Annotated in this window: 15 protein-coding genes; 8 read left to right on the top strand and 7 right to left on the bottom strand. The window is 74.1% G+C overall.

Features of this window, described 5'->3' with window-relative positions; genetic code table 11:
- Nucleotides 1–749: 749 nt before the first annotated feature.
- Nucleotides 750–1,355: a TetR/AcrR family transcriptional regulator gene (locus ABD363_RS04135; protein WP_344599978.1), complete on the top strand. Its 606-nt coding sequence runs from the start codon at nucleotides 750–752 to the stop codon at nucleotides 1,353–1,355.
- Nucleotides 1,352–2,395, top strand: a complete 1,044-nt coding sequence (locus ABD363_RS04130; RefSeq protein WP_425577935.1) for a DMT family transporter — start codon at nucleotides 1,352–1,354, stop codon at nucleotides 2,393–2,395. Before ABD363_RS04135 ends, ABD363_RS04130 begins: the two co-directional genes overlap by 4 nt.
- A 220-nt stretch (nucleotides 2,396–2,615) precedes the next feature.
- Here ABD363_RS04130 and ABD363_RS04125 read toward each other — a convergent pair whose 3' ends face one another.
- From ABD363_RS04125 to ABD363_RS04095, 6 genes are all read right to left on the bottom strand, one after another.
- Nucleotides 2,616–3,461, bottom strand: coding sequence for an endo alpha-1,4 polygalactosaminidase (locus ABD363_RS04125; RefSeq protein WP_344599977.1), 846 nt, complete (start codon nucleotides 3,459–3,461; stop codon nucleotides 2,616–2,618).
- A gap of 575 nt (nucleotides 3,462–4,036) precedes the next feature.
- On the bottom strand, nucleotides 4,037–4,594 hold the full coding sequence (gene tpg / locus ABD363_RS04115; RefSeq protein ID WP_344599976.1) for a telomere-protecting terminal protein Tpg: 558 nt from the start codon (nucleotides 4,592–4,594) through the stop codon (nucleotides 4,037–4,039).
- 6 nt (nucleotides 4,595–4,600) lie between these two features.
- A complete protein-coding gene (gene tap / locus ABD363_RS04110) occupies nucleotides 4,601–6,838 on the bottom strand; it encodes a telomere-associated protein Tap (RefSeq protein ID WP_344599975.1) in 2,238 nt (745 codons plus the stop codon).
- A gap of 292 nt (nucleotides 6,839–7,130) precedes the next feature.
- A complete protein-coding gene (locus tag ABD363_RS04105) occupies nucleotides 7,131–7,724 on the bottom strand; it encodes an SMI1/KNR4 family protein (protein WP_344599974.1) in 594 nt (197 codons plus the stop codon).
- Between the two features lie 237 nt (nucleotides 7,725–7,961).
- Entirely contained in the window at nucleotides 7,962–8,660 is a 699-nt protein-coding gene (locus tag ABD363_RS04100; RefSeq protein WP_344599973.1) for a glycoprotein, read from the bottom strand.
- Nucleotides 8,660–9,247 carry an RNA polymerase sigma factor gene (locus tag ABD363_RS04095; protein WP_344599972.1) on the bottom strand — a complete coding sequence of 196 codons (588 nt, stop codon included), beginning with the start codon at nucleotides 9,245–9,247 and terminating at the stop codon, nucleotides 8,660–8,662. The genes ABD363_RS04100 and ABD363_RS04095 overlap by 1 nt, the downstream gene beginning before the upstream one ends.
- 515 nt (nucleotides 9,248–9,762) lie before the next feature.
- On the opposite strand from ABD363_RS04095, the gene ABD363_RS04090 reads away from it, so the two are divergent.
- The 6 genes from ABD363_RS04090 (at nucleotide 9,763) to ABD363_RS04065 (ending at nucleotide 17,123) form a co-directional block, all read left to right on the top strand.
- The gene (locus ABD363_RS04090) at nucleotides 9,763–10,593 is read left to right on the top strand and encodes an SAM-dependent methyltransferase (RefSeq protein WP_344599971.1); all 831 of its coding nucleotides are present in this window, start codon (nucleotides 9,763–9,765) and stop codon (nucleotides 10,591–10,593) included.
- Nucleotides 10,594–10,970: 377 nt separating this feature from the next.
- A complete protein-coding gene (locus tag ABD363_RS04085) occupies nucleotides 10,971–11,486 on the top strand; it encodes a winged helix-turn-helix transcriptional regulator (protein WP_344599970.1) in 516 nt (171 codons plus the stop codon).
- Nucleotides 11,487–11,682: 196 nt separating this feature from the next.
- Nucleotides 11,683–12,525: a Cof-type HAD-IIB family hydrolase gene (locus ABD363_RS04080; RefSeq protein ID WP_344599969.1), complete on the top strand. Its 843-nt coding sequence runs from the start codon at nucleotides 11,683–11,685 to the stop codon at nucleotides 12,523–12,525.
- Nucleotides 12,526–12,789: 264 nt separating this feature from the next.
- Nucleotides 12,790–14,535 carry an FUSC family protein gene (locus ABD363_RS04075; protein WP_344599968.1) on the top strand — a complete coding sequence of 582 codons (1,746 nt, stop codon included), beginning with the start codon at nucleotides 12,790–12,792 and terminating at the stop codon, nucleotides 14,533–14,535.
- A 4-nt stretch (nucleotides 14,536–14,539) separates the two neighbouring features.
- Nucleotides 14,540–15,445 (top strand): LysR family transcriptional regulator, encoded by a 906-nt coding sequence (locus tag ABD363_RS04070; protein ID WP_344599967.1) that lies wholly within the window; start codon nucleotides 14,540–14,542, stop codon nucleotides 15,443–15,445.
- Between the two features lie 421 nt (nucleotides 15,446–15,866).
- Nucleotides 15,867–17,123: a glycoside hydrolase family 16 protein gene (locus ABD363_RS04065; RefSeq protein ID WP_344599966.1), complete on the top strand. Its 1,257-nt coding sequence runs from the start codon at nucleotides 15,867–15,869 to the stop codon at nucleotides 17,121–17,123.
- Nucleotides 17,124–17,220: 97 nt separating this feature from the next.
- On the opposite strand, the gene ABD363_RS04060 is transcribed toward ABD363_RS04065, so the two are convergent.
- Nucleotides 17,221–20,232 carry a 3-keto-alpha-glucoside-1,2-lyase-like domain-containing protein gene (locus ABD363_RS04060; protein ID WP_344599965.1) on the bottom strand — a complete coding sequence of 1,004 codons (3,012 nt, stop codon included), beginning with the start codon at nucleotides 20,230–20,232 and terminating at the stop codon, nucleotides 17,221–17,223.
- Between the last annotated feature and the right edge of the window lie 344 nt (nucleotides 20,233–20,576).

The following is a 20,576-nucleotide window of genomic DNA, read 5'->3' as shown; positions in this document are numbered from 1 at the left end:
CTCTCGTCCAGGAGGGGGCTCGACGGACAGGGCGGGGGCCCGGCCGGGATCGGGCACGGACCTTCCGGGCCGGCACAACAGTCGAGAGCCGCGTCGAGGAACGCCGCAGGCGTGGCCTCGGGAAGGTGCGCGCGGGGTGCGCGCGCACCTTCGTGCGGCTGACGACGACGATCCACACCATGCCTGGACGCGAGCGCCGAGTCACTAGGGAATCCCCCAGAGCACGCCGGGGGGACGGGGAGCGCCGGACTGCCGGGTGCGGCGGACACGCCGCCGGGCCGGACACGGCCGACCGGTGAGGATCCGGGGTGAGCACCCTTTCATCAGCGTCCGGCCGCGCGGGCCGCCGATCGGGGTGGCCCTCCCCACGGCTCCGACGCGGACGGTGCCGAGGACGACGCGAGGGAGAGCGGGGAGACGGGCGCTGCCGAGCCGGTACGGCACGGTCTCGCGCGGACGACCTCGTCACCGGCTCCGGACCGGGTCGCCACCGGCGGGGCGCCGGCGGCGTCCTCGACGGCGGCCCCACCGCTCCAGTCCCGCGCCGTACCCCCGGGCCGCCGGATCAGGACGCCCGGCTCGCATGTCAGCGGTTCCCCGCCGGCGCAGCCGTCGGCCCGCCGCCCTTCCGCCGCCGGGCAGCAGGGGTCCGGCTCCGGCCCGAGCCACCGGGCCGCTCGCGGCTGGACATGACCGTTCTGCTACCCTGCATCACGCTAGACAGACCGGTCTACCCAATAGAGGTGACGATGAGCGAGGCCACCGCGAAGACGCCGGAGAGGCCGCGACGGCGCTCGGCGAGGGAACGACTGCTGGAGGCGGCGGAGCGCTGCTTCTACGCCGAGGGCGTGACGGCGACCGGTATCGACACCATCACCGCTGCGGCCGGCGTGGCGAAGATGAGCCTGTACAACAACTTCTCTTCCAAAGCCGACCTGGTCAGGGCCTACCTCGACGCACGGCACGAGACGTGGCTCGGCCTGTACCGGGCGCGTCTCCGGCAGGCCCGGGGCCCGCGCGCGGGCGTGCTGGCGGTCTTCGACGCCTATGCGGATCATGCGGCGTTCGCCTACGCGTACGGCTTCCGCGGGTGCGGCCTGCTCAACGCCGCGGCGGAACTGCCCGCCGGGCACGAGGGCAGGGCCGTGGTACGCGCCCACAAGGAGGAGGTCGAGCGCCTGATCGCCGGTCACCTCGAGCAGCTCCTGCCGGGACGCCCGGAGGAGGCCCGGGTCCTGGCCGAGCACCTGGCCTTCCTGCTGGAAGGCGCGATGGCCCGGGCCGGCCTCGAAGGTGACGACAGCCGCCTCCGGCACGCCCGGTCCATCGCCGAGACCCTCCTGGACCGACTGTGAGGCGGCCCGCCGGCGTCGGCATGGGAGCGCTGTGCGTGCTGGCCGCCTCCGTCCTGTGGGGCACGACGGGCACCGCGGCCACGTTCGCCCCCGATGTCGGTCCGCTCGCCATCGGCGCCGTGGCCATGGGCGTAGGCGGATTGCTGCAGGCGTTGTTCGCCGCGCCGCAACTCCGCCGTGCCGCACCGCTGCTCCGCGACCGGCGCGGCACGGTCGCGCTCGGCGCCGTGTCCGTGGCGGTCTATCCCCTGGCGTTCTACAGTTCCATGCACCTGGCAGGAGTGGCCGTCGGCACGGTGGTGTCGATCGGCACCGCGCCGCTGGTCTCCGCCCTGATCGAACGCGCGGTGGACGGCCGTCGGCTCACCCGGCGCTGGATGACCGCAGCTTTCCTGGGCCTGCTGGGCACCACGCTGCTGTGCGCCGCCGAAGCCGCCGGCACCGGCGGGAGCGCCGAAGCGGCAGCCACGGTCACCACGCTGCTCGGCGTGGGCCTCGGCCTGGTGGCGGCGGCCACGTACGCCGTCTACGCCTGGGCCGCGCACCGGCTCATCACCCACGAGGTTCCCTCCCGGGCGGCGATGGGCGCCGTCTTCGGGCTCGGCGGTCTTCTGCTCCTGCCGGTTCTGGCCCTCACCGGGGCCCCGCTCGTCGACTCCTGGTCGAATGCGGCCGTCGGCATCTACATGGCCCTGGTGCCGATGTTCACCGGCTACCTGCTGTTCGGCTGGGCACTGGCTCATGTGCGCGCGAGCATGGCGACCATGCTGTCGCTCCTGGAGCCGGCGGTAGCGGCTGTCCTCGCGGTCCAAGTCGTCGACGAGCGCCTCTCCGTCAGCGGCTGGATCGGCATCGTGTTCGTCATCGCGTGTCTCGTCGTCCTCACCGCCCCCGCACCTGCGGTCCGCCGTCGACGGCAGCCCCCGGGGCACCCGGCCACGGTTCGAGCAGCCGGTGACGACGGAGCCCGGCCGGCGAACGGCACGCCCGGGTCCGTCGAGGCTGCTGACGAGTTGCTCGGAGTCGGCCGCCGAAAGTGAGCCCGAAGGCGTCATGCCTCGGAGGGCGCCGGGACCGGCGAGGTCGTTCCGGGTGAGGGCCGGCTTCGGCCGGCTCGGCCCCCGGGCCGAGGGCCGTGCGGGAGGCCGGCGCGGTACGCGACGGCGTTCGCGGCTTCGCCGCCCGCGCCCCGCACCACGGGGACGCGGTGCCGGCCGCGGGCGGGGATCGAGACTCCCGGGCTCCCGCGCTCGGCACCCCTCATCCGTCCTCGCAGGTCTTCCGTACGTAGCCCGGGTCTCCCTTCGCCACGAGGTCCACGTCACGGCGGACGACGCTGATGGCGTCGCCCCAGCCGTCGCAGGCCGTTCGCAGCCCCCGCTCGCTGTACTCGACGACCATGACGTGGGGGCCGAACGCGTCGACGTAGTCATCGCATTCCTCGTACATCCCGCACTCCTCCACCACGGCGAAGTCGAGGCCCACCTCCTTGCGCGCCGAGGCCAGTTCGGCGGTGTTCTTCTGGCCGATGACCAGGCCTTTCTCATGCGCGTGCGAGGCGAGCAGCGTGAGGAAGGCCTTCGCGTCGTCCGCGCTCAGCAGGTTGCCGGGGGCCCGCGTGTAGCTGTCGTAGTTGTCGGGTTCGACGGCCTGGAACCCCTTGGACGCGCACTCGTCGATCCAGCCGTTCACCTTCTCGGCGATCCGTTCACGCTTGGCGGCGGTGCTGATGTCGAGCACCGCCTCGCCCCAGTCCTCGTCCATGACCACTTCGTCGGCGCCGTCGCGCAGCAGAAGATCGGGGTCCCAGTCCTCCTCCTTCTCGGGCTGGGCCTGGAAGGCGTTGACGTAGCAGACGTTGTAGACGCCGGGCGCAGGGGACGCCGTGTGGTCGCGGGTGACGATGTCCACCCCGTCCGGTGGTGCGTAGGCGCCGCCGAGCTGGTAGTCGAATCCGGCGTGCACGGGCGGCAGGGCGGGCTTGCCCGCGCCTTGGCCGTCGCCGGGGGCGCCGGCCGTGCACGCCGTGACCAGGAGGGACGGAAGAGCGGCCGACACCGCGAGCAGTGCCGGGAAGCGGCGGGCGAGGGACCGGCTGGTGCGCATGGCTGACGGACTCCGTGGAAGGGAACGCTTCCGCCCCGGACGTAGCGGCGGAACGGCGACTCGGTGCGGGCTTGCGGCGGTGGAGCAGCTCCACCGGCTGGGCATGTCCGGGGGCCGGAGGCTCGCCGACAGCCACTCGGAAAGCTAGACGATCAAGAAGTCACGCGTCCAGCCGGATGGCTGGATCCCGGCGGCCACCGGGGCCGGGCCGTACCCGTCGCAAAGTTCCCGACGGCGCGCGGGCCCTGGCACCCGATCCCGGACACGGACGGTGCGGCTTCGGCCGGCATGGCCGGTGCCGTGCGGAGTGCCCGCTCGTCGGCGACGGGGCTGCGATGCCCGAGGCGGCAACGGCGCCCGGTCGCCGACCGCCACGGAATCCCGCTCCCCGTCCCGCTCACCGGGGGCGGCCGGCGCGACGTCACCCGGCTCCCGCCCTTGCCGGACGCGGTCCCGCCTGCCCGGGCCCACGGCCGAGGGGGCGCTCCGCTTGACGCACCCGGAGTCGTCGGCGATCAGGACCCTGCCCGGGTCGAGCCGTCCGGTGACGTGGTCGCGCACGTCGTCCCGGGCCGCTACAGATCGAACTCCACGTGCTCGATGTCGGTGAAGTGGATCTCCTCCAGGCTGCCGGCGCGGCGGCCGCCGTCCTGGAAGTACACGTCCTTGAGGGCTTCGGCGGCGATCTGCTGCAGTTGCCGGTCGGGCGCGCCCTGGTCCCGGGCGTGGAAGAGGCGGGCGGCGTACTGCGGCGGCAGGGCGACGGTGAGGTGCCGCAGGCGGGCGTCGTCGGTGGTGCCGACGGGGGCGGTGTAGCCGATGCGGGCGCGGGTGTCGATGATGATGCCGTCGGTGGTCGCCGCCCGCCGCTTGGCGCGGGCGCGGACCTGCGGCTGCCACCGCCTGGTGACTTCGGCTTCCAGGCGGGAGGCGAGGTCCGGGCGGGGCTTCTTGATCTGGTTCCTCACATACCGCTCCACGGTGCGCTGGGAGATCCGCAGCATCTGCGCGACGGCCCGGGTGCCCTTGAGCTGCTTGACCAGGTACCGCATCTGCGCGCCCGCGCTCTTGGGGATCGGGCGCGTGAACGCCTTCTGCACCGCCTGGTCCAGCCCTTCCCCGAACACGCTCATCGGCTGTTACTCCCCGTCGTCCTTGGTGGTGACCTCGCCGGTCCTGATGTAGCGGGCGAGGTTGAGCTCCGGCGCGTCGAACCTCTCGCGCACGCCCTCACCCCACAGCACGGTCTGGGTGCCCTCGTGCTTGACCATCCCCGGCGAGACGCCGAGCCGCCAGCCGCCCGGCAGCGGCTTGCCCTCCCGGTAGGGCAGGAAATCCAGCGGGGAGGGGCCGTCGGCGGCGTACACGGCACAGTCGGAGAGGATCGCGACCGGGTACTGACCGGTGAACGCCGCGTGCTTGACGATCTTGCGGTGCATGTTGATGCGGGTGCGGGAGATGACCGCGGCGCGGATGTCGGGCCGCCAGGTGGGGCGGTCCAGGGCCCGCCAGGGCCGACCGGGTTTCCAGCCCTCGCCGCGCGGCCGCTCGCGCAGCTTGCCGATGCCGCCCTTGACGGTCGCTTTGATCGCGGACACCACGATCGCCAGCTCGGGGTCGCGTTCCTGGTAGCCCTTCATGGCCGCGAGGAAGCCGGCCGGGTCCAGGTCGGCGCTCACGCCGAGGTCGGCCATGGTGGCGACGTAGGCGTCGCGCAGCCGGGTGTACCAGGCGTCCAGGTAGCGGCCGTTCTCGTAGCGGACCCAGGCCTCGATCGGGCGTACGTCGTAGCCGAGCTCGACGGCGTAGGCGACGGTCGGGGTGGCGTACCAGGCCGGGCCCTCGGGGCGGTCGCCGGACGGCGTGAACGGGCTGGGCAGCAGGTCGGCGTCCAGCCGCACCCACTCCTTGCCGGCCTTCACCCGCGACAGGTCGACGTGGGAGAGGTCGACCAGCCAGGAACCGGGCAGTTTCGCGTCGAACACCGGCCGCTCGACGCGGGTCGGCCCGCCGAGGCCGACGACCAGGCCGTTGGCGCCGGCGGCGAAGGCCATGTTGACGTCGATGCCGACCAGGAACCGCTTGGTGCACTCGTCGTCGGTGAGCGGCCGCGCCCAGTCGTAGGCCTCCTCCATCAGCATCTCGGCCGGGGTGCGGCGGTGGAAGCGCGGCAGGTCCTTCAGGAGCGGATGCCCGTCGGGCACCTCGCAGGGCGCCGGGTCGACCGGGTCCTTGCCCAGGCTGCCGGGGTTGTGCACGCTGTGCCGGACACCGTCGGCGTCCGGTTCGGAGGCGCGGGTCGGCGGGTGCAGCGCGGTCATCAGCTCCAGGCCGGTCACCGCGGTCGATCCGCGCGGCGTCATCACCCGCTCCGCGTAGGTGCCCAGCAGCCGGGCGAGGTCGGCCGGCGGCAGCTGGGCCGCGTCGCCCCAGTGGCGGGTGTCCAGCGCGTGCCAGGACGGGATGCACAGCTGTACGCAGTTGCGCTCCGCGCCCTGCGCGGGGCGGTAGATCCGCGCCCACGGCCCGAACCCGCGCTTGGTCAGCTTCCACTCCGCCCGGGCCAGCTGCTTGACGATCCGGTGGCTCTCCGGCAGCCGCCCCGCCGACCGCTCCTGCTCGCCGAGGGCGGCGGGCAGGCCGTAGTGCTCCAACGCGGCCGCGGTGAGCACCAGCAGCGGATCGGCGTCCTTGCCCGGCCCCGACAGTCTCGGCTGCCCCAGCCCGGCCTCCTTCAGCGTCCACTCGACCAGGGCCGGAAGGGATTTCGCGGGCACGTCCAGAATCAGGCCGTTGACGCAGTACGCCACCACCCGCCCGTCGGCGTCCACGTCGACGACCGCCAGCGGGCCGTTGACGAAGCGTGGATCGGTCCTCGTGGGGGCGGGAGCCGGGGCGGCCCTCCTCGGATCCGGACGGCGCGGGGCCGACGCCGGCGCGGCGGTGCGCGCCGGAGGCGACGCGGCGGCCGGCACGGCAGTGCCGGCGGGGCGGGCGGGGTTCCCGGAAGGGGCCGCGGCCGCGGTTCCGGAGGCCGGGCCCGCGGGCAGAAGCCGCGGTTCCGGCGCCGGGGCGGGCGTGCCGGTGGGCGCCTCGGGCGCGGCCGGCTCCCGGACGGGCGCGGTCTCGCCCGCAGGGGCGGGGTAGAGCTCCGCGAGCTTGTTCAACAGCCGTGCGTAGGCGTCGCGCTCGGGCGGCCGCGGCTCCGTCCTGCCCGCTTCCCAGCCGCTCACCGTCGCCCGGCGCACCTTCAGCGCCGCGGCCACTTCCTCGACCGTCAAGCCGTGCGCCTTGCGCAGCCGCCTGCGCTCGGCCGGCGGCGGCAGGGTGGCGCGGGACGCCACCAGCGCGTCCACCGCGTCGAACAACTCGGACACGAAAGCACCTCCTGCCGAGGACCCTACCCCACGAACCGTGCGGATCGCGTACGAATCACGTGCTTTTCGCGTATGAAAACCGTTCACGCGCCGAGGAATCCTGAGGGGCGGACCGGATCCCGGCGAGCGGGAGCTCCGCCGAACCGGGCGGGCCGGGAGGGCCCGCCCGGGAACGGCGGGTCCGCAGGAGGCGCGGGGCGGCGGCCCGGCGGGCGCGGCCGCCGGGCGGCCGGAGGCCGAGCGCGGCCTCTGCCGCCTCCCGGTCCGTGACCGGCGGCGGGCGGCGGGCGCATCAGGTCGTCGGGAACGGTCGGCGTGGTCGCCGCCGAAACGCTCCGAGCGTGTCGCCGGCCGTCGCGAAGCGGTGCTCCGCCGGCTTCAGCACTTCATAGAGGTGGCCGAAGTACTCCGTCCGCGCCGTTCCCGTCAACACCGCCAGCAGGAAGGCGAGGCATCCCATGTCGTGGTGCTCCCACAGCGGTCCGCGCCCCTCGTTGTAGAGCACCGTCCACTCGTCGGGATGCTGCCCCGGCCGCACCAGCCAGTACAGGAACGCCCCCGTGCCCTCCTCGAACGCCCAGGGCAGGACGCGCGTCCCCGGCTCCAGGAGGCCGGCGGGCTTCTCCTCGCCCGCGTCCCACAACCCGGCCAGGATCTCCTCCCGTTCCGCGGCCCGCGCGTGCAGGTCGCAGTCGTCGTACGCGGAGCCGGGGACGAGCAGCCAGATCGTCTCGTCGAAGATTCCGTCGCCGTACGTCTCGACGAGCTGTTTGTAATCGGCGGGCAGAGCGGAGCCGAGGGCGCGCTCGGCCGTCGCCCAGTCCACCGCGGGCGGCGGGCCGGCGGGCGGCGGGCACAGGCGCACCAGATCGTTGAAAGCGGTCACGGAGCGGACGCTACTGGAGGCCGGTCGGCCCGGGCGGACGGGGCCGCCGGGGCGAGCGGGCCATCCGCATCGGCTCCGCCCGGAACATCCGCTCGTCGGGGTGGGCACGTCCGCGACGCCGGAGCACCGGTCCCCGGCGCCGGCGCCGGTCGGGCAGGGCGGCGGTGAGGCCGTGGGCCGCTCTCCCGGTTTCCCGCGGCCCTGGGCCCGGTGGGCGGGCCGTAGGGCCGGCGCCGATCAGGTGGCCGCGCGCGCGGGGAGCTGGGTGAGGGTGTGGTCGGGGCGGGGGATCTCACCGAAATCGTCGTGGAGTTCGACGGGGAGGCTGTGGATGACGGCTTCGAGCCGGGGCGGCAGGGACGGCCGGCGGCCTTCCCAGCACCGGCTGATCAGATCGCGGCGCACGCCGTCGGGCAGCAGGGGGGGGTGCTGGGGTGCGGCGGTCGCCGACCGGGCCCGGGCCTGCGCGGGGGCGCACATCTGGGTGCGCCAGTAGGCGGCGGTGCGGTGTTCGGAGCGCTGCTGGTGGAGGAGGAAGAGGCAGAAGGCGGCGGTGCGGTTGCCGGCGCCGGCGGCGAACTCGAACCAGAACTGGGCGGGATCGCGGTGTCCGGCCAGGTGCAGCAGGGCGGCGAAGACGAGAGCGCCTTCGGGTTCGATGGGATCGGAGTCGAGCAGACGGGTGAGGCTGGGCCGGGCCTGAGGAGCGTCCACGATGAGACTGGCGGCCAGGTCGAGGTCGTGGGCGGCCTGCTCGTGGACAGTGGGGTAGGGACAGGGGGCGGGGGCGGCCCGTCCGGTGCCCGCCTCGGCGAGAGCGGTGACGCGTTCGAGGGCGGCGTCGACGTCGTAGTCCTGGTAGGTGTCGGTGAGGGCTTCGGCGGCTTCGAGAACGGTGTCGATGTCGGCGGCGCGTTCGCGGTCGGTGCGGGCCACTAGTTCTCCGTCTCCTTCTCCTGGTGGGGGATGTGCAGTCGTCTGGCGAGGGAGCGCCGGGCGTGCCGGATGTGGGAGCGGACGGCGGCGGCGTCGATCCCGAGGTACTCGGCCACCGCCGCCTCCTCCATGCCGAGCAGGAAGCGCAGCATGACGACGTCGTACTGCCGCTCCGGGAGGGCGGAGATGGCGGTGTACAGGCCGATCTCCCGCGTGATGACGCGCAGTTCGTCACGCATCTCGTGCAGCAGCAGTTTCCGGACCGCGGTCAGGTAGGCGGCGTCGCCGACCTGCGGTCGCAGGCCGCGGTCGGCGAGCCAGCGATGCACCTCTTCCCGCAGGACCGTCCAGGCGTACCGCGGGACCGACTCCTGGGCCAGCACATGGGGCCATGCGTTCCGCAGCCGGACGCAGGCGGCGTCCACCACCGTTTCGGCGGCGGAGCGGCTGCCGACCTGGGTGTGGGCGAAACGCATCCAGAGCTTGCGGTGGTGGGCGTGGAAGGCGTCGAAGGTCAACGCCAGCCGTCCGGGAGGGGGCGGCGGTTCGGTGTGGTGGCCGCGGGAGCCGTCCAGGGGGGCGTTCATAACGCCTCACCCTCACGGGTGGACGCGGCAGAGGTGCTCCGCCGGTGAAGGTGGTGCGCTCCGGCGCGCACCGCGGCGGCGAGCAGCGGTCGGTCGGCCCGGCGTGAGCCGGGTGCGGAGATCCGGGCAGCGGTTCCCCGGACCACCGGGGTGACCAGATCGTTGTCCACGGGCGTCCTTGTCGGCTGGGCACCGCGCCGCTCCACGATGAGGCGGCGTCGGCGCGGGAGGACTGTTCTCCCCCTCATCAGCCAACCGGAGCTAGGGCCGTCCCGTGCGGGATTTCCCCGAATTTTCCGAACGGAATGCGACGACGTGGTCACCCATCCGTACGGCGCGGGGTTTCCCGAACGGATGGTGCCCCCGTCGCCCGTACGGTGCGGCGGTGCGCGGGCTTGGCCGGTCCCCCGGTTGCCCGCACGGCGGGGGAAAGGGAAAGCTCGGGGTGGCGGCGGGGTGGCGCAGTCTGGCGTACCGCGGCCGGAGACCATCCGACTCGGACATGGGGGGCGAGCGTGGACGACAGCACCGCGCGGGAGCAGCACGATGTGATCGACCTGGAGCTGGACCGGCCGCACTCGGCCCGTATGTACGACTACTTCCTCGGCGGGGTCACCAACTTCCCCGCGGACCGGGAGGCCGCCGCCCGGGCCATCGCCGCTTTCCCCTCCACCCTGATCGCCGCCCGCAGCAACCGCGCCTTCATGCGCCGTTCCACCCGCTGTCTCGCCCAGCTGGGCATCGAGCAGTTCCTGGACATCGGCACCGGCATCCCGACCTCCCCCAACCTCCACGAGGTCGCCCAGAGCGTCGTCCCGCGGGCCCGCGTCGTCTACACCGACAACGACCCGATCGTCCTGACCCACGCCCGGGCCCTCCTGCGCAGCCGCCCCGAGGGGGCCACCGCCTACATGCACGCCGACGTCACCGACCCCGCCGGTCTGCTGGCCCACCACGTCCTGCGCGGCACCCTGGACTTCCACCGGCCCATCGCGCTCAGTCTCAACGCCCTGCTGCACTTCGTCACCGACGAGCACCACGACGCGCACGGCATCGTCGAGTCGCTCAAGGCCGCGCTGCCCTCCGGCAGCGCCCTGGTCGTCAGCCACGCCACACCCGACTTCGACCCCGAGGCCATCGCCCGCGTCACCGCCATCTACCGGGCGGCCGGAACTCCCGTGCAGGCCCGCACCCGCGAGGAGATCGCCCGGTTCTTCACCGGCTGGGAACTCCTCGACCCGGGTCTTCGGCCCATCCTGCGGTGGCGTCCCGACCCGGAGGAGGCGCACCTGACCTTCACCGACGCCGAAGCCGCCTGCTACGCCGGCGTCGCCCGCAAGCCCTGACGGGGCTCCCACGTCGTCTCGAGGACTCGGTCCCCACGCCTCGAGGGCGGGCCGGCACCACTGCCCGGTCCCGGCCGGGCGGGACGAGGGCTGTCCCGTGGCTGCCGGCCGCGGCGGGACGGTCCCGGTGCGGCCGGTGCGACCACGGCGGCGGAGCCGTCCCGGGCGGCCTCCCGTGCCGGGCTCCGGTGCCTCGTGCCGTGGACGCCGGCTGCCGGTCCGCCGGCCACCGGGGCGGCCCGTCCGCGCCCGGCGGGACGCGCGTCCCGGGGCGAGGCAGGTCCCGGGCTCGGCCCCGTGCGACCGTCCCTCCCCCTCGGTGCGGCGGTGGGCGCCCCGGAAAATTTTGGGAGGGAGCCCTTATTAGAATGGTGTCCATGAGCCCGCCGAAGCCGTCACCGGAGCTGCTGCGGGACCTGACGGACGAGAACGTGCTGCGCGCCCTCATGGCCCATGGCCGCCTCACCCGGGCGGAGATCGCCACCGTGGCCGGCGCCTCCGAGCCCACCGTCTCCGACCGCGTCCAGCGTCCGGAGCGGGCCGGACCGGTGGTCTACACCGGCGAGCGCACCACCGGGCGCGGCCGGGCCGGCTCCGCCTACCCGCTCGCCCCGCGGCGGGGAACCGCCCCGGTGGCGGGCATCGCCCCGTACGGCGTCACCGCCGCCGCCGTCGACGTCCTCGGCAGCACCGGCGGGCAGGTCCGCGCGGCCCGGGAAGCCGACGCGGGACGGGAGGCGGCCGCCGGGACGCTCGCCGCGAGGGCCGCGCGGCCGGGAGACCGGACCGACGCGCCGATGCGTCTGCCGGCGCCGTGCTGTCGGCCGTCGGCTCCCCGGCGGACCCGCGGACCGTCGTCGTCGGCGGGGCGTGGGGCTCCCGCCCCCGCATGATCGACGCCATCGAGGAGCACTTCCGGCGCACGCCGCGTCCCGTCCCCGTCGGCGCGGCCGCCCCGCCCCTGCCCGAGCCGGCCGGGGCGCGCGCCCGCGCGGCCGGTGAGCTCCGCTCCCCCCTCGTCCGGTCCGCGCGCTCCGCGACGCACCATCGACCGCTTTCGGTCCCCTCCCCCGACTCGACAGGACTGCCATGAGCACGACGAACGCCCCGCGTCCCGCGGCCCCCGCACGCCCCGACATCCGGCTCATCGTCACCGACCTGGACGGCACGCTGCTGGACGCCGACGGACGCGTTCCGCGGGGTCTGTGGCCGCTGCTGGACGAGCTGCGCCGCCGGGGCGTCGTCTTCAGTCCGGCCAGCGGCCGCCAGTACGCCACGCTGGCCCACCTGTTCGCCGGCGTGGACGACGGCATGGTCCACATCGCCGAGAACGGCGCCTTCGTCGTCCGTGACGGCGTCGAGCTCTCCTCGGACCCGCTCGACCCCGCGGTGTCCGCCCGCGTCGTCAAGTCCGTCCGGCAGCTGGTGGACGAGGGCGTGGACGCGGGCGTCGTCGTCTGCGGCAAGCGTTCGGCGTACACCGAGCGCGCCGATCCCGCCTTCCTCGCCGAAGTGGGCAGGTACTACCGCGCGCACCGCCTCGTCGACGACGCCACCGCGGTCGACGACGAGATCGTCAAGGTCGCCGTCTTCGACTTCGGCCCGGTCGAGCGCGGCGCGGCGCCGGCCCTGGCGCCCTTCGCCGACACCCACCAGGTGGTCGTCTCCAGCGAGCACTGGATCGACCTCATGAGTCCCACCGCCGACAAGGGGGCCGCCGTCCGCCGGCTCCAGCGGCACCTGGGCATCGGGCCGGCCCAGACCATGGTGTTCGGGGACTACCTCAACGACCTCGGCATGCTCGACGCCGCCGACTGGTCGTACGCCATGGCCAACGCCCATCCGGACGTCATCCGCCGCGCACGTCATCTCGCCCCCGCGCACAGCGACGACGGCGTCGTCCGCACCATCAGGACCCTCCTCGGCCTCTGACCCCGCCGTCCCGGCCGTCCGCGGCGCGACGCGCCCGGCGGGCGCCGCGGAGTCCTCGCCGCCGTCCGGGCCGGGGCCGCCGGGAAGGCCCCGCTCCGTCGTCCGTCCCCGGGTGCGACGCCGGGCCGCGCCGGCCGCCGCGCGGATGTCGGCGTTCCATGCACTGTGGGCATGGTTCTCCCTCTTGTCCGGCATTGGACTCATACGTGCTTCCGATCGATCCTTGAAAGGGTCCCCGACCCCTCCCGAGGAGACGATCACTTCATGAAGGCACTGCGCGGCTTCCCACCGGCCCCGGTGCCCCTCGCGGCCGCCGCGCGGGGTGCCGTCGCACTGGCCGTGCCGCTCCTCGTCGGCGTGTGGACCGCGACGCCGGTCCCCGCCGTGATCGCGGGAATCGGCGCCCTGTGGGGGGTGAGCCAGGACGGCCCCGACCCCTACCGGCTGCGGGTGCGGCGCCTGGGCTGCATGGGGCTGTGGGCCGCCCTCGGCCTGCTCGCCGGTGAGCTCGCGCTGCGCAGCGGGCACCCGGCGGCGGTGACCGTCTGCCTGGTCGCCGTCGCCCTGCTCGCCGGCGCGATCAGCCTGCGCGGCCGGCTGGCCTCCGTGTCCGGCATGCACCTCCTGCTCGGCGCCACCATCGGCGGCGGCATCCCGCTGCCGGGGCCGTGGTGGCATGCCCCGCTCGCGCTGCTCGCCGGGGTGGGCCTCGTCATCGTGCTGTCCGGGGCGCCGTGGCTGTGGCGCCGGCACGCCATCGAACGGTCCGCCGTCCTCGCCGTGTACCGGGCGGCCTCCCAGGCCCTGTCGGCGGCCGGCACGCCGGCGGCGGAGGACGCGCGGCGGCGGCTGACCGCGGCCCTCGACCACGCCCACCAGGTGATGGGCCGCCACCTCGCGCCCCGCGCCCGGGTGCGGGGGGAACTGGACGCGCTGCGCGGCGCCTTCCACACGGCGGTGCGGCTGGGCGAGGTGACGTCGGCACTGGTGTGGGAGGGCCGTCCGCTCCCCCGGCACGTGACGGAGGTGCCGCTGCTGATGGCCGCGCGCCTGCTGCCGCGGCCGGGCGGGGCGGCCGGGTCCGCCGGCCCGGACCCGGTGGACCACGCGCCCGGCCGGGCCGTGTTCCGCACCGATCTGGACTCGCCGGGTCTGCGCGCGCTCGCCGGGCTGTCCGCCGAGGCCGGCCGGGCGCGCCCCGACGAGGCGCCGGTCCGCCTCCCGGCGTACCCGTGGCACGGGCGGGCGGCCCAGGTGCGCTACACCGTGCTGCTGGCGGTCTGTGTGCTGGTCGCCCAGCTCTGCGCGGAACTGCTGCACGGTCCGCGCGGGTACTGGCTCCCCATGACGGTGGCCTTCGTCTACAAGCCCGACTTCGGGCCCGTCTTCCGCCGGGCCCTGCACCGCTGCGCCGGTACGGTCGTCGGGGTGGCCGCCATCGGCGCGGTGACCCTGCTGACGACGGACGCCTACGTCCTGATCGGCGCGGTGGCGGCCTTCGGCGCGCTGATGGCCGTCGGGGTGCGCCACCACTACGCGCTCGCCACGACGGGTCTGACGGCGATCGTGCTCGTCCTCGTCTACATGCTCGGTGACCACCGCGCGCTGTACGGGGCGCGCATCCTCGACACCGCGCTGGCCGCCGCGATCGTGCTGGTCGCGCACTTCGCGCTGTGGCCCCGCTCCGCGGCGGAGCGGGCCGCGGCGCAGACCGAGGCCGCCCTGGCCGCCGCCCGGCGGTACCGCGACCTGGCTCCCGGGGCCGCAGCGGTACAGCGGCACGCGCTGCGCCGGGCCGCCTACCACCGGCTGGCCGAGGCCCGGCGGGCCGTCGCCCACGCCCGCGGCGAGCCGGGCCGGCCCGACCGGGAGCTGGCGGACCGGGAGGACGCCATCGCCTCGGCGGAGCGGATGTGCGACGCCGTCAGCGCGCGCACCCTCGGCGCCGGCCCGGTGCCCTTCCCGCGCCCGGTTCCCCGGCGTGCGGCGGCCGGCCCGGTGGGCGGGTGAGCCGATGGACCTGCAGGTGCTGCGTTCCTTCCAGGCGGTGGCCCGGGGCATGACGGTGACCGAGGCCGCGGCCGAGGCCCACATCACCCAGCCGGCCCTGTCGCGAGCGCTGCGCAGGCTGGAGGAGGAGGTGGGCGCGGAACTCCTCCAGCGCGTCGGCCGCGTGCTGCGCCTCACGCCGGCCGGGCGGGTGTTCAAGGAGTACGTCGACGCCGCCCTGGACAGCTACGACCAGGGGCGGCGGGCGGTGGCCGAGGCCGTCGACCCGGACACGGGGACGGTGTCGCTGGCCTTTCTGCACACCCTGGGCACCTGGCTGGTTCCCCGGCTCGTCACCGGGTTCCGCGAAGAGTTCCCGCGGGTCCGCTTCGAACTGCACCAGCACGTGGAGAACGGCCTGGTCCAGCACCTCCTGGACGCCACCGCGGATCTGGTGATCACCAGTGGCGACCCCGGCCATCCGCTGATCACCTGGCGGCGGCTGCTGGTCGAACCCCTCTGGCTCGCCGTGCCCACCGGGCACCGCCTGGCCGAACGCCGCCGGGTCCGGCTGGCCGAGGTCGCCGAGGAGCCCTTCATCCTGCTCAAACCCGGCTACGGACTGCGCAGCGTCACCGAGACGCTGTGCCGTCGGGCGGGTTTCACCCCGCTCGTCGGCTTCGAGGGCGAGGAGGTGCACACCCTGCGCGGTCTGGTCGCCGCCGGTCTGGGCGTGTCCCTGATCCCGTCGTCGCCGGACGCGGCGGCGACCCCGGACTTCCCCATCCGGTACCTGGAGATCACCGACGTGCACGGTGCCCGGGACATCGGCATCGCGTGGCTGTCCGGACGCACCCTGCCACCGGCCTCGCGGCGCTTCATCGACCATGCGCTCCGGGTGACGGCCGGGGCGGCCGACGGCAGGTGGTGAGCCAGGACCCTCACCGCCGCCGCCCGCGGGACCGCCGCGGGCGTGTCCGGGCGTCCGGGGCGAGCGCCTTCGCGGGCACCGCCGCGCCGGCTGCGCGGGGGACGGCTCCGGGCCGGCCGGAGAAGGCCGGATTTTCCTGCCGAGGCGGCCGCCGCGCGGCCCGAAGCCGGTTAGCGTTGCCGCAGCCGTCGATCGCCTCACCCGCCGGGCCGGAAGCGGGCCGGCGCACGGCCACGCGGAAAGGGGGAGACCGCTGCGATCCCGGGTCACGCTCCGTGCCGCGCCTGCCCGTGCGCGCAGTCCGGCCTGCGCCGGGCCGGTGTCGCGATGGTTCGTACGGATCGGTACACGCCCCGCGCGCACGCTGCCGGCGGGCCGTGGGCGCCCTCGTCGAACAGCTTCCGGACCAAGGAAGAACACCATGCCGAAACATGCCAGGCCCAAGCCGCGCGCCGTACGCCTCGGCGTCCTCGTCGCCACGGCGGCCGTGACGACGACGGCCCTCTCGCTGGCCTCCGCGGCGACCGACGACGACTCCGCGTCCGAGGTGACGCAGCTCGGCCTCGAGCCGGCGTACCTCGCCGAGGGGCGCAGCGCGACGGCGCGGCTGGAGGTCGCCGCGGGGAAGGGACGGTGCGTCACGGCGTCCCGGCTCACGGTCGCCGTGCGCGACGGCTCCGGCCGCAACCTCGACTTCCCGGGCGCGGCGTCCGACGTGCGGATCTGCCCGTCGGGGTACACCTTCACCTCCGGCGCCCGGAGCTTCGCCGCGGGCACGTACACGATGTTCGGCTCGTGGCGGGACACCGGCGGCACGTGGCATCCCCTGCCGTCGACCACGCTGACGGTCGCGGCGGGCGGCGCCCCGCGGCCGGCTCCCGCCCCGACCGCTGAGCCGACGGCGACGCGCGGGCCGGCTCCCACGGCGACGACGTCCTCCGGCCCGACGCCGACGGCGCCCTCCGAGCCGGCGCCGACGAGCACGCAGGAAGGCGCCGACGGCCCGTCGTGGGACCCCTCCGGAGGGTGGAGGACCGTCTTCGCCGACGAATTCGAGGGAACCGCGCTGGACACCGCGAAGTGGACCGCCGGCTGGTTCGGCAGCGGTGTCACCGGCCCCGTGAACAGCGCGGAGAGCGCCTGCTACGACGCGCGGAACGTCAGCGTGTCCGACGGCGCGCTGCACCTGCGGCTGACCGGTGAGCCGTCCTCCTGCCAGGGCCGGTCGCAGCCGTACACCGGGGCCCACGTCAACACGATGGACACGTTCTCCTTCAGCTACGGGGCGGTCGAGTACCGCGCCAAGGTGCCGGTGAAGGACGGCGAGGTCGCGAACTGGCCGGCGCTGTGGGACAACGGCCGTGACTGGCCCGAGGACGGCGAGACCGACACCATGGAGGGCCTGTCCGGGTCGGTCTGCTCGTACTGGCACAGCAGCGGCACGGACCGGGGCCACTGCCCGAAGGACGGCCTCACCGGCTGGCACACCTTCGGGCACCAGTGGGAACCCGGCCGCATCACCTGGTTCTACGACGGCCGGCCGGTGCACACGCAGACGTCGGGCGTCGTCGGTTCCCCGCACTACCTGATCATGCAGAACACCCAGGGGTCCTACGGCGGCCCGACGCTCGCCCCGGCCGACCTCCAGATCGACTACGTCAGGGTGTGGAGCAGGTGACGCCCCTTCCGGGCGACGGGGCCCCCGCGGTCCCGCCCGCCCGGGCGCCGGCTCGTCGGGCGGCCGGGCACGGTCGCGCCGGCCCGGCCGCCCGTCCCTACTTCAGGGGTTCGACACGGATGTTGCGGTAGCGGACCGTGTTCCCGTGGTCCTGCAGCCGGACGGGTCCGGCAGCGGGCCCCTCGGGGGCGCCGCCTCCCGTGGGGCCGTCGATCGCGACGTCGTCGTGGATCTTCTTGCCGTTCCACACCACGGTGACCCGCGCATCGGCCGTCTTCCTGCCCTCGGCGTCGTAGCGCGCCGCGCGGAAGACGATGTCGTACGACTGCCATGTCTCCGGTGCGGTGGCGGCGTTCACGTCGGGGGCCTTCTTCAGGTAGATCGCCCCCGCCTCGTTGTCGTCGAGCGTGGTGTCGCCGAAGGAGTCCAGGATCTGGATCTCGTAGCGGTCCTGGAGATACACACCGCTGTTGGCGCGGTCCTGGCCCGTCACGTCCGGGGGAAGCTCGGGAAGCCGGAACTCGACGTGCAGGGCGAAGTCGTCGAAGCTGTCCTTGGTGCGGATGTCCCCGCAGCAGACCTCCATCGCGCCGTCGGCGACGGGCCACTGCACTGGGCGCCCGTCGGTGTGCTGCCACCGGTCGAGACCGTCGCCGTCGAACAGCGCGACCGGGGCGCCGTGCGGGTCGACGGTGATCAGGTCGAGGTTGACGTGGCCGGTGTCGCCCTTGTCGTACCGGTAGGCGACGGTGTTGTGCCCGGCCCGCAGGGGCAGGGTCTCCCGCTGCGTCGACCAGGTGTCCCAGTCGCCGGTGCTGCGGAGCTCCGTCTGTTTCACCTTGGTCCCGTTGACGTACAGGGAGAGGGACTTGGTGCCCTGGAAGGGGTTCGGGCCGTTGGAGTAGCGCAGGCCCACGTCGTACCTTCCCTTCCTGGGGACCTCGACGTCGAAGGTGGTCGTGACCCCCTCGGTGCCGTACCGGTCGACGAAGCCGCTGCCGGAGTAGCCCCTGTGGTCCGTGTTGATGCCGGCCGCCCCGGTGAGGGTCGCCTCCTCGGCCTCGTACAGCGACGGCGGTGAAGGCTGCCTGCCCGGCAGGGCGTTGAGCGTGTACCAGGCCTCCGTGCTCCACAGGCTCTCGCCCGACGCGGAGCTGAACGGGCGGGGGGAGCGGACGTGCACGACGCGGCCCGGCTCGAGGCCCTCGAGCGCGAGGGTCACCTTCTTGCGGTCGGCCGACAGCTTCGCCGAGCTCACCTTCAGGGTCTCCTCGGCGATCTTCGGGCCGCCGTAGTCGCTCGTCGGGGTGTAGCGCCACTGCCGCGCCTGGTAGCGGCCGGCCAGATTCTCCGCGGTCTCCTGCGACAGGGGCTGGGTGTACTCCAGCTCGAAGCCTCCCTTCTTCACCCGCATGGCCTGGATGTCGAAGGTGTTGCCCCCGTTGGGCGACAGTTTCTGGAGGCCGTACTTGAGCTTGCCCTCCTGGCCCCAGTTGCCGTCCGCTCCCAGGCCGCCCACGTAGATCGCGCCGTCGGGGCCCATGCTGATCCGGTTCACGCCGGCTTCGAGCCCCTGGGTGAAGCGGAAGACGGCGCCCTGGTACTGGCCCTTGACCTTCTCCAGGTAGGCGCGCTGGATACCGCCGTACGTGACGTCGCCGAACAGCATCTGGCCCGCGAACCTGCCCTTGGTCAAGTAGAGCGGGGTGCTGGGGGAGTTGGCGATCTCGTTCTGCGGGAGCCAGAGCACCGGCCGGGTGACCGGCTCGGAGTCGAAGGGGCCCGCGGGGTTCGTGTAGTGGTTGAAGAAACGATCCTGCTCGATGTGGACCAGTTTCGACGCGGGGAGCCAGCCGCCCTGGTTGTCGGTGGCGAAGAGGTCGCCGCCGGGCCCCCAGCCGATGCCGTTGGGGGTGCGGAGTCCTCCGGCGAGGTAACTGACCTCGCCGGTCTTCCGGTTCACCTTGACGGTGGTGCCGCGGCCGGGTGCGGGCTGCGGGTTCGTGGTGGCGCCGCCGTAGTCGATGGCGACGGACAGGTTCAGGTAGAAGTAGCCCTTGCGGTACAGGAGTCCGAAGGCGAACTCGTGGAAGTTGCCGCCGTACGGCCAGGTGGCGATCGTCTTGAACCGGTCCATGACGCCGTCGCCGTCGCGGTCGCCCAGTTCCGTCAGTTCGTGCTTCTGGGAGACGAAGATGGTGCCGTCGACGACCTTGAGGCCCATCGGCTCCTTGAGGCCCTCGGCGATCCTCGTGGCCTTCACCTTGTCCGGGCCCGTGGCGCCCGTGACGTGCTCGATGGCGTAGACCTCGCCGGCCGTGTGGTCGGTGCCGCCCCAGGTGGTCACCACCAGACGGCCGTCCGGCAGCCAGTCCATGCCGGTGACCTGCGGTTCGAAGCCTTCGGGGCGGAGGTCGGTGAGGGTGTGGTCGGGACGCACCGCGGTGAGGGGGAGGCCGTCGCCCGGCGAATCCGTGATCCCCTCGCACTCCTTGCGGCCCGGGGCGGTCACCCGGACCACGCCGGCGTCGGTGCTCAGCGCCGTGCGCGGCACGGTCTCGAAGCCGGTGGCGCCCGGCGGCTGCCAGGCCAGGGTGAGCTGCTGGCCGCCGCCGCGCTCGAAATGGTCGATGCGCAGCGCGTGCATGCCTTCGGTGAGCTGGACGGTGCCGTCCTTGGGTTCCGCGCCGTGCAGGCCGTCGTGGTCGATGACCGGCTGGTCGTCGATCAGCAGCCGCGAACCGTCGTCGCTGGTCAGCCGGAAGGTGTACGAACCGTCGGCCGGCACGTGGACGTTGCCGGTGACCTGGGTGACGAAATTGTCGCTGAATCCGCCGAAGTCGTCGGCCGACGTCCAGTCGACGGTCGGCATCAGCCTGTCGACGTTGGGGGTCTGTCCTGGCTTGAGGGTGCAGATCTGGCTGAGCGGGACCTGGACGTCGAAGACCCGCAGGGTGACTCCGGGCTCCTGTGGCGGTACGTCGGCCCGCGGCGCGGAGCCCGGCTGTGCCGAGGCCGGCGGGGATCCCCAGAGTCCACCCGCGGCGAAGGCGCCGACGAGCAGCCCTGTCAGACATCTTCGGAAGCGGTGGGACAGCCGTCGGTTCATGCTTCCTCCTGTGGGTCGACCGGAGGGCCGGATCAACTCCGGTGCCGAATACGCGAAACGCCAACGGTTGCGGCCGACACGCTAGGAGACTTCTGCTCAGCGCGTCCATACTTTGTCATCGATGAGTTCAAAGTCCTGGAGGGAGAACTTCCGCACGGACGTGCCGGGCTGAGGGGGCGGGCGGCCGGAGGGCCGCCCGCCGGCGGGGAGTCGCCCGGCCCGCCCGCTGCGGCCGTGGGAGGCCGCGGGTATGCCGGGCGCGGCTGCCCTGGACCGTCGTCCGGCGTGGCGCGCCGGGCGCCGGGCGCGTAGCCACCGGCCCGGCCGCGGCGGCGGCCGCGCGG

Origin of the sequence: Streptomyces glaucus (assembly GCF_039533365.1) — a bacterium.
Lineage (GTDB): Bacteria > Actinomycetota > Actinomycetes > Streptomycetales > Streptomycetaceae > Streptomyces > Streptomyces glaucus.
The sequence above is the reverse complement of the archived record's forward strand: the minus strand, read 5'-3'. Positions and strand labels throughout refer to the sequence as shown.

Coding starts and splice junctions, on each gene's coding strand:
- ABD363_RS04135 (WP_344599978.1), top strand. CDS start 750: ATGAGCGAGGCCACCGCGAAGACGCCGGAGAGGCCGCGACGGCGCTCG.
- ABD363_RS04125 (WP_344599977.1), bottom strand. CDS start 3,461: ATGCGCACCAGCCGGTCCCTCGCCCGCCGCTTCCCGGCACTGCTCGCG.
- tpg (WP_344599976.1), bottom strand. CDS start 4,594: ATGAGCGTGTTCGGGGAAGGGCTGGACCAGGCGGTGCAGAAGGCGTTC.
- ABD363_RS04095 (WP_344599972.1), bottom strand. CDS start 9,247: ATGAACGCCCCCCTGGACGGCTCCCGCGGCCACCACACCGAACCGCCG.
- ABD363_RS04085 (WP_344599970.1), top strand. CDS start 10,971: ATGAGCCCGCCGAAGCCGTCACCGGAGCTGCTGCGGGACCTGACGGAC.
- ABD363_RS04080 (WP_344599969.1), top strand. CDS start 11,683: ATGAGCACGACGAACGCCCCGCGTCCCGCGGCCCCCGCACGCCCCGAC.
- ABD363_RS04075 (WP_344599968.1), top strand. CDS start 12,790: ATGAAGGCACTGCGCGGCTTCCCACCGGCCCCGGTGCCCCTCGCGGCC.
- ABD363_RS04070 (WP_344599967.1), top strand. CDS start 14,540: ATGGACCTGCAGGTGCTGCGTTCCTTCCAGGCGGTGGCCCGGGGCATG.
- ABD363_RS04065 (WP_344599966.1), top strand. CDS start 15,867: ATGCCGAAACATGCCAGGCCCAAGCCGCGCGCCGTACGCCTCGGCGTC.
- ABD363_RS04060 (WP_344599965.1), bottom strand. CDS start 20,232: ATGAACCGACGGCTGTCCCACCGCTTCCGAAGATGTCTGACAGGGCTG.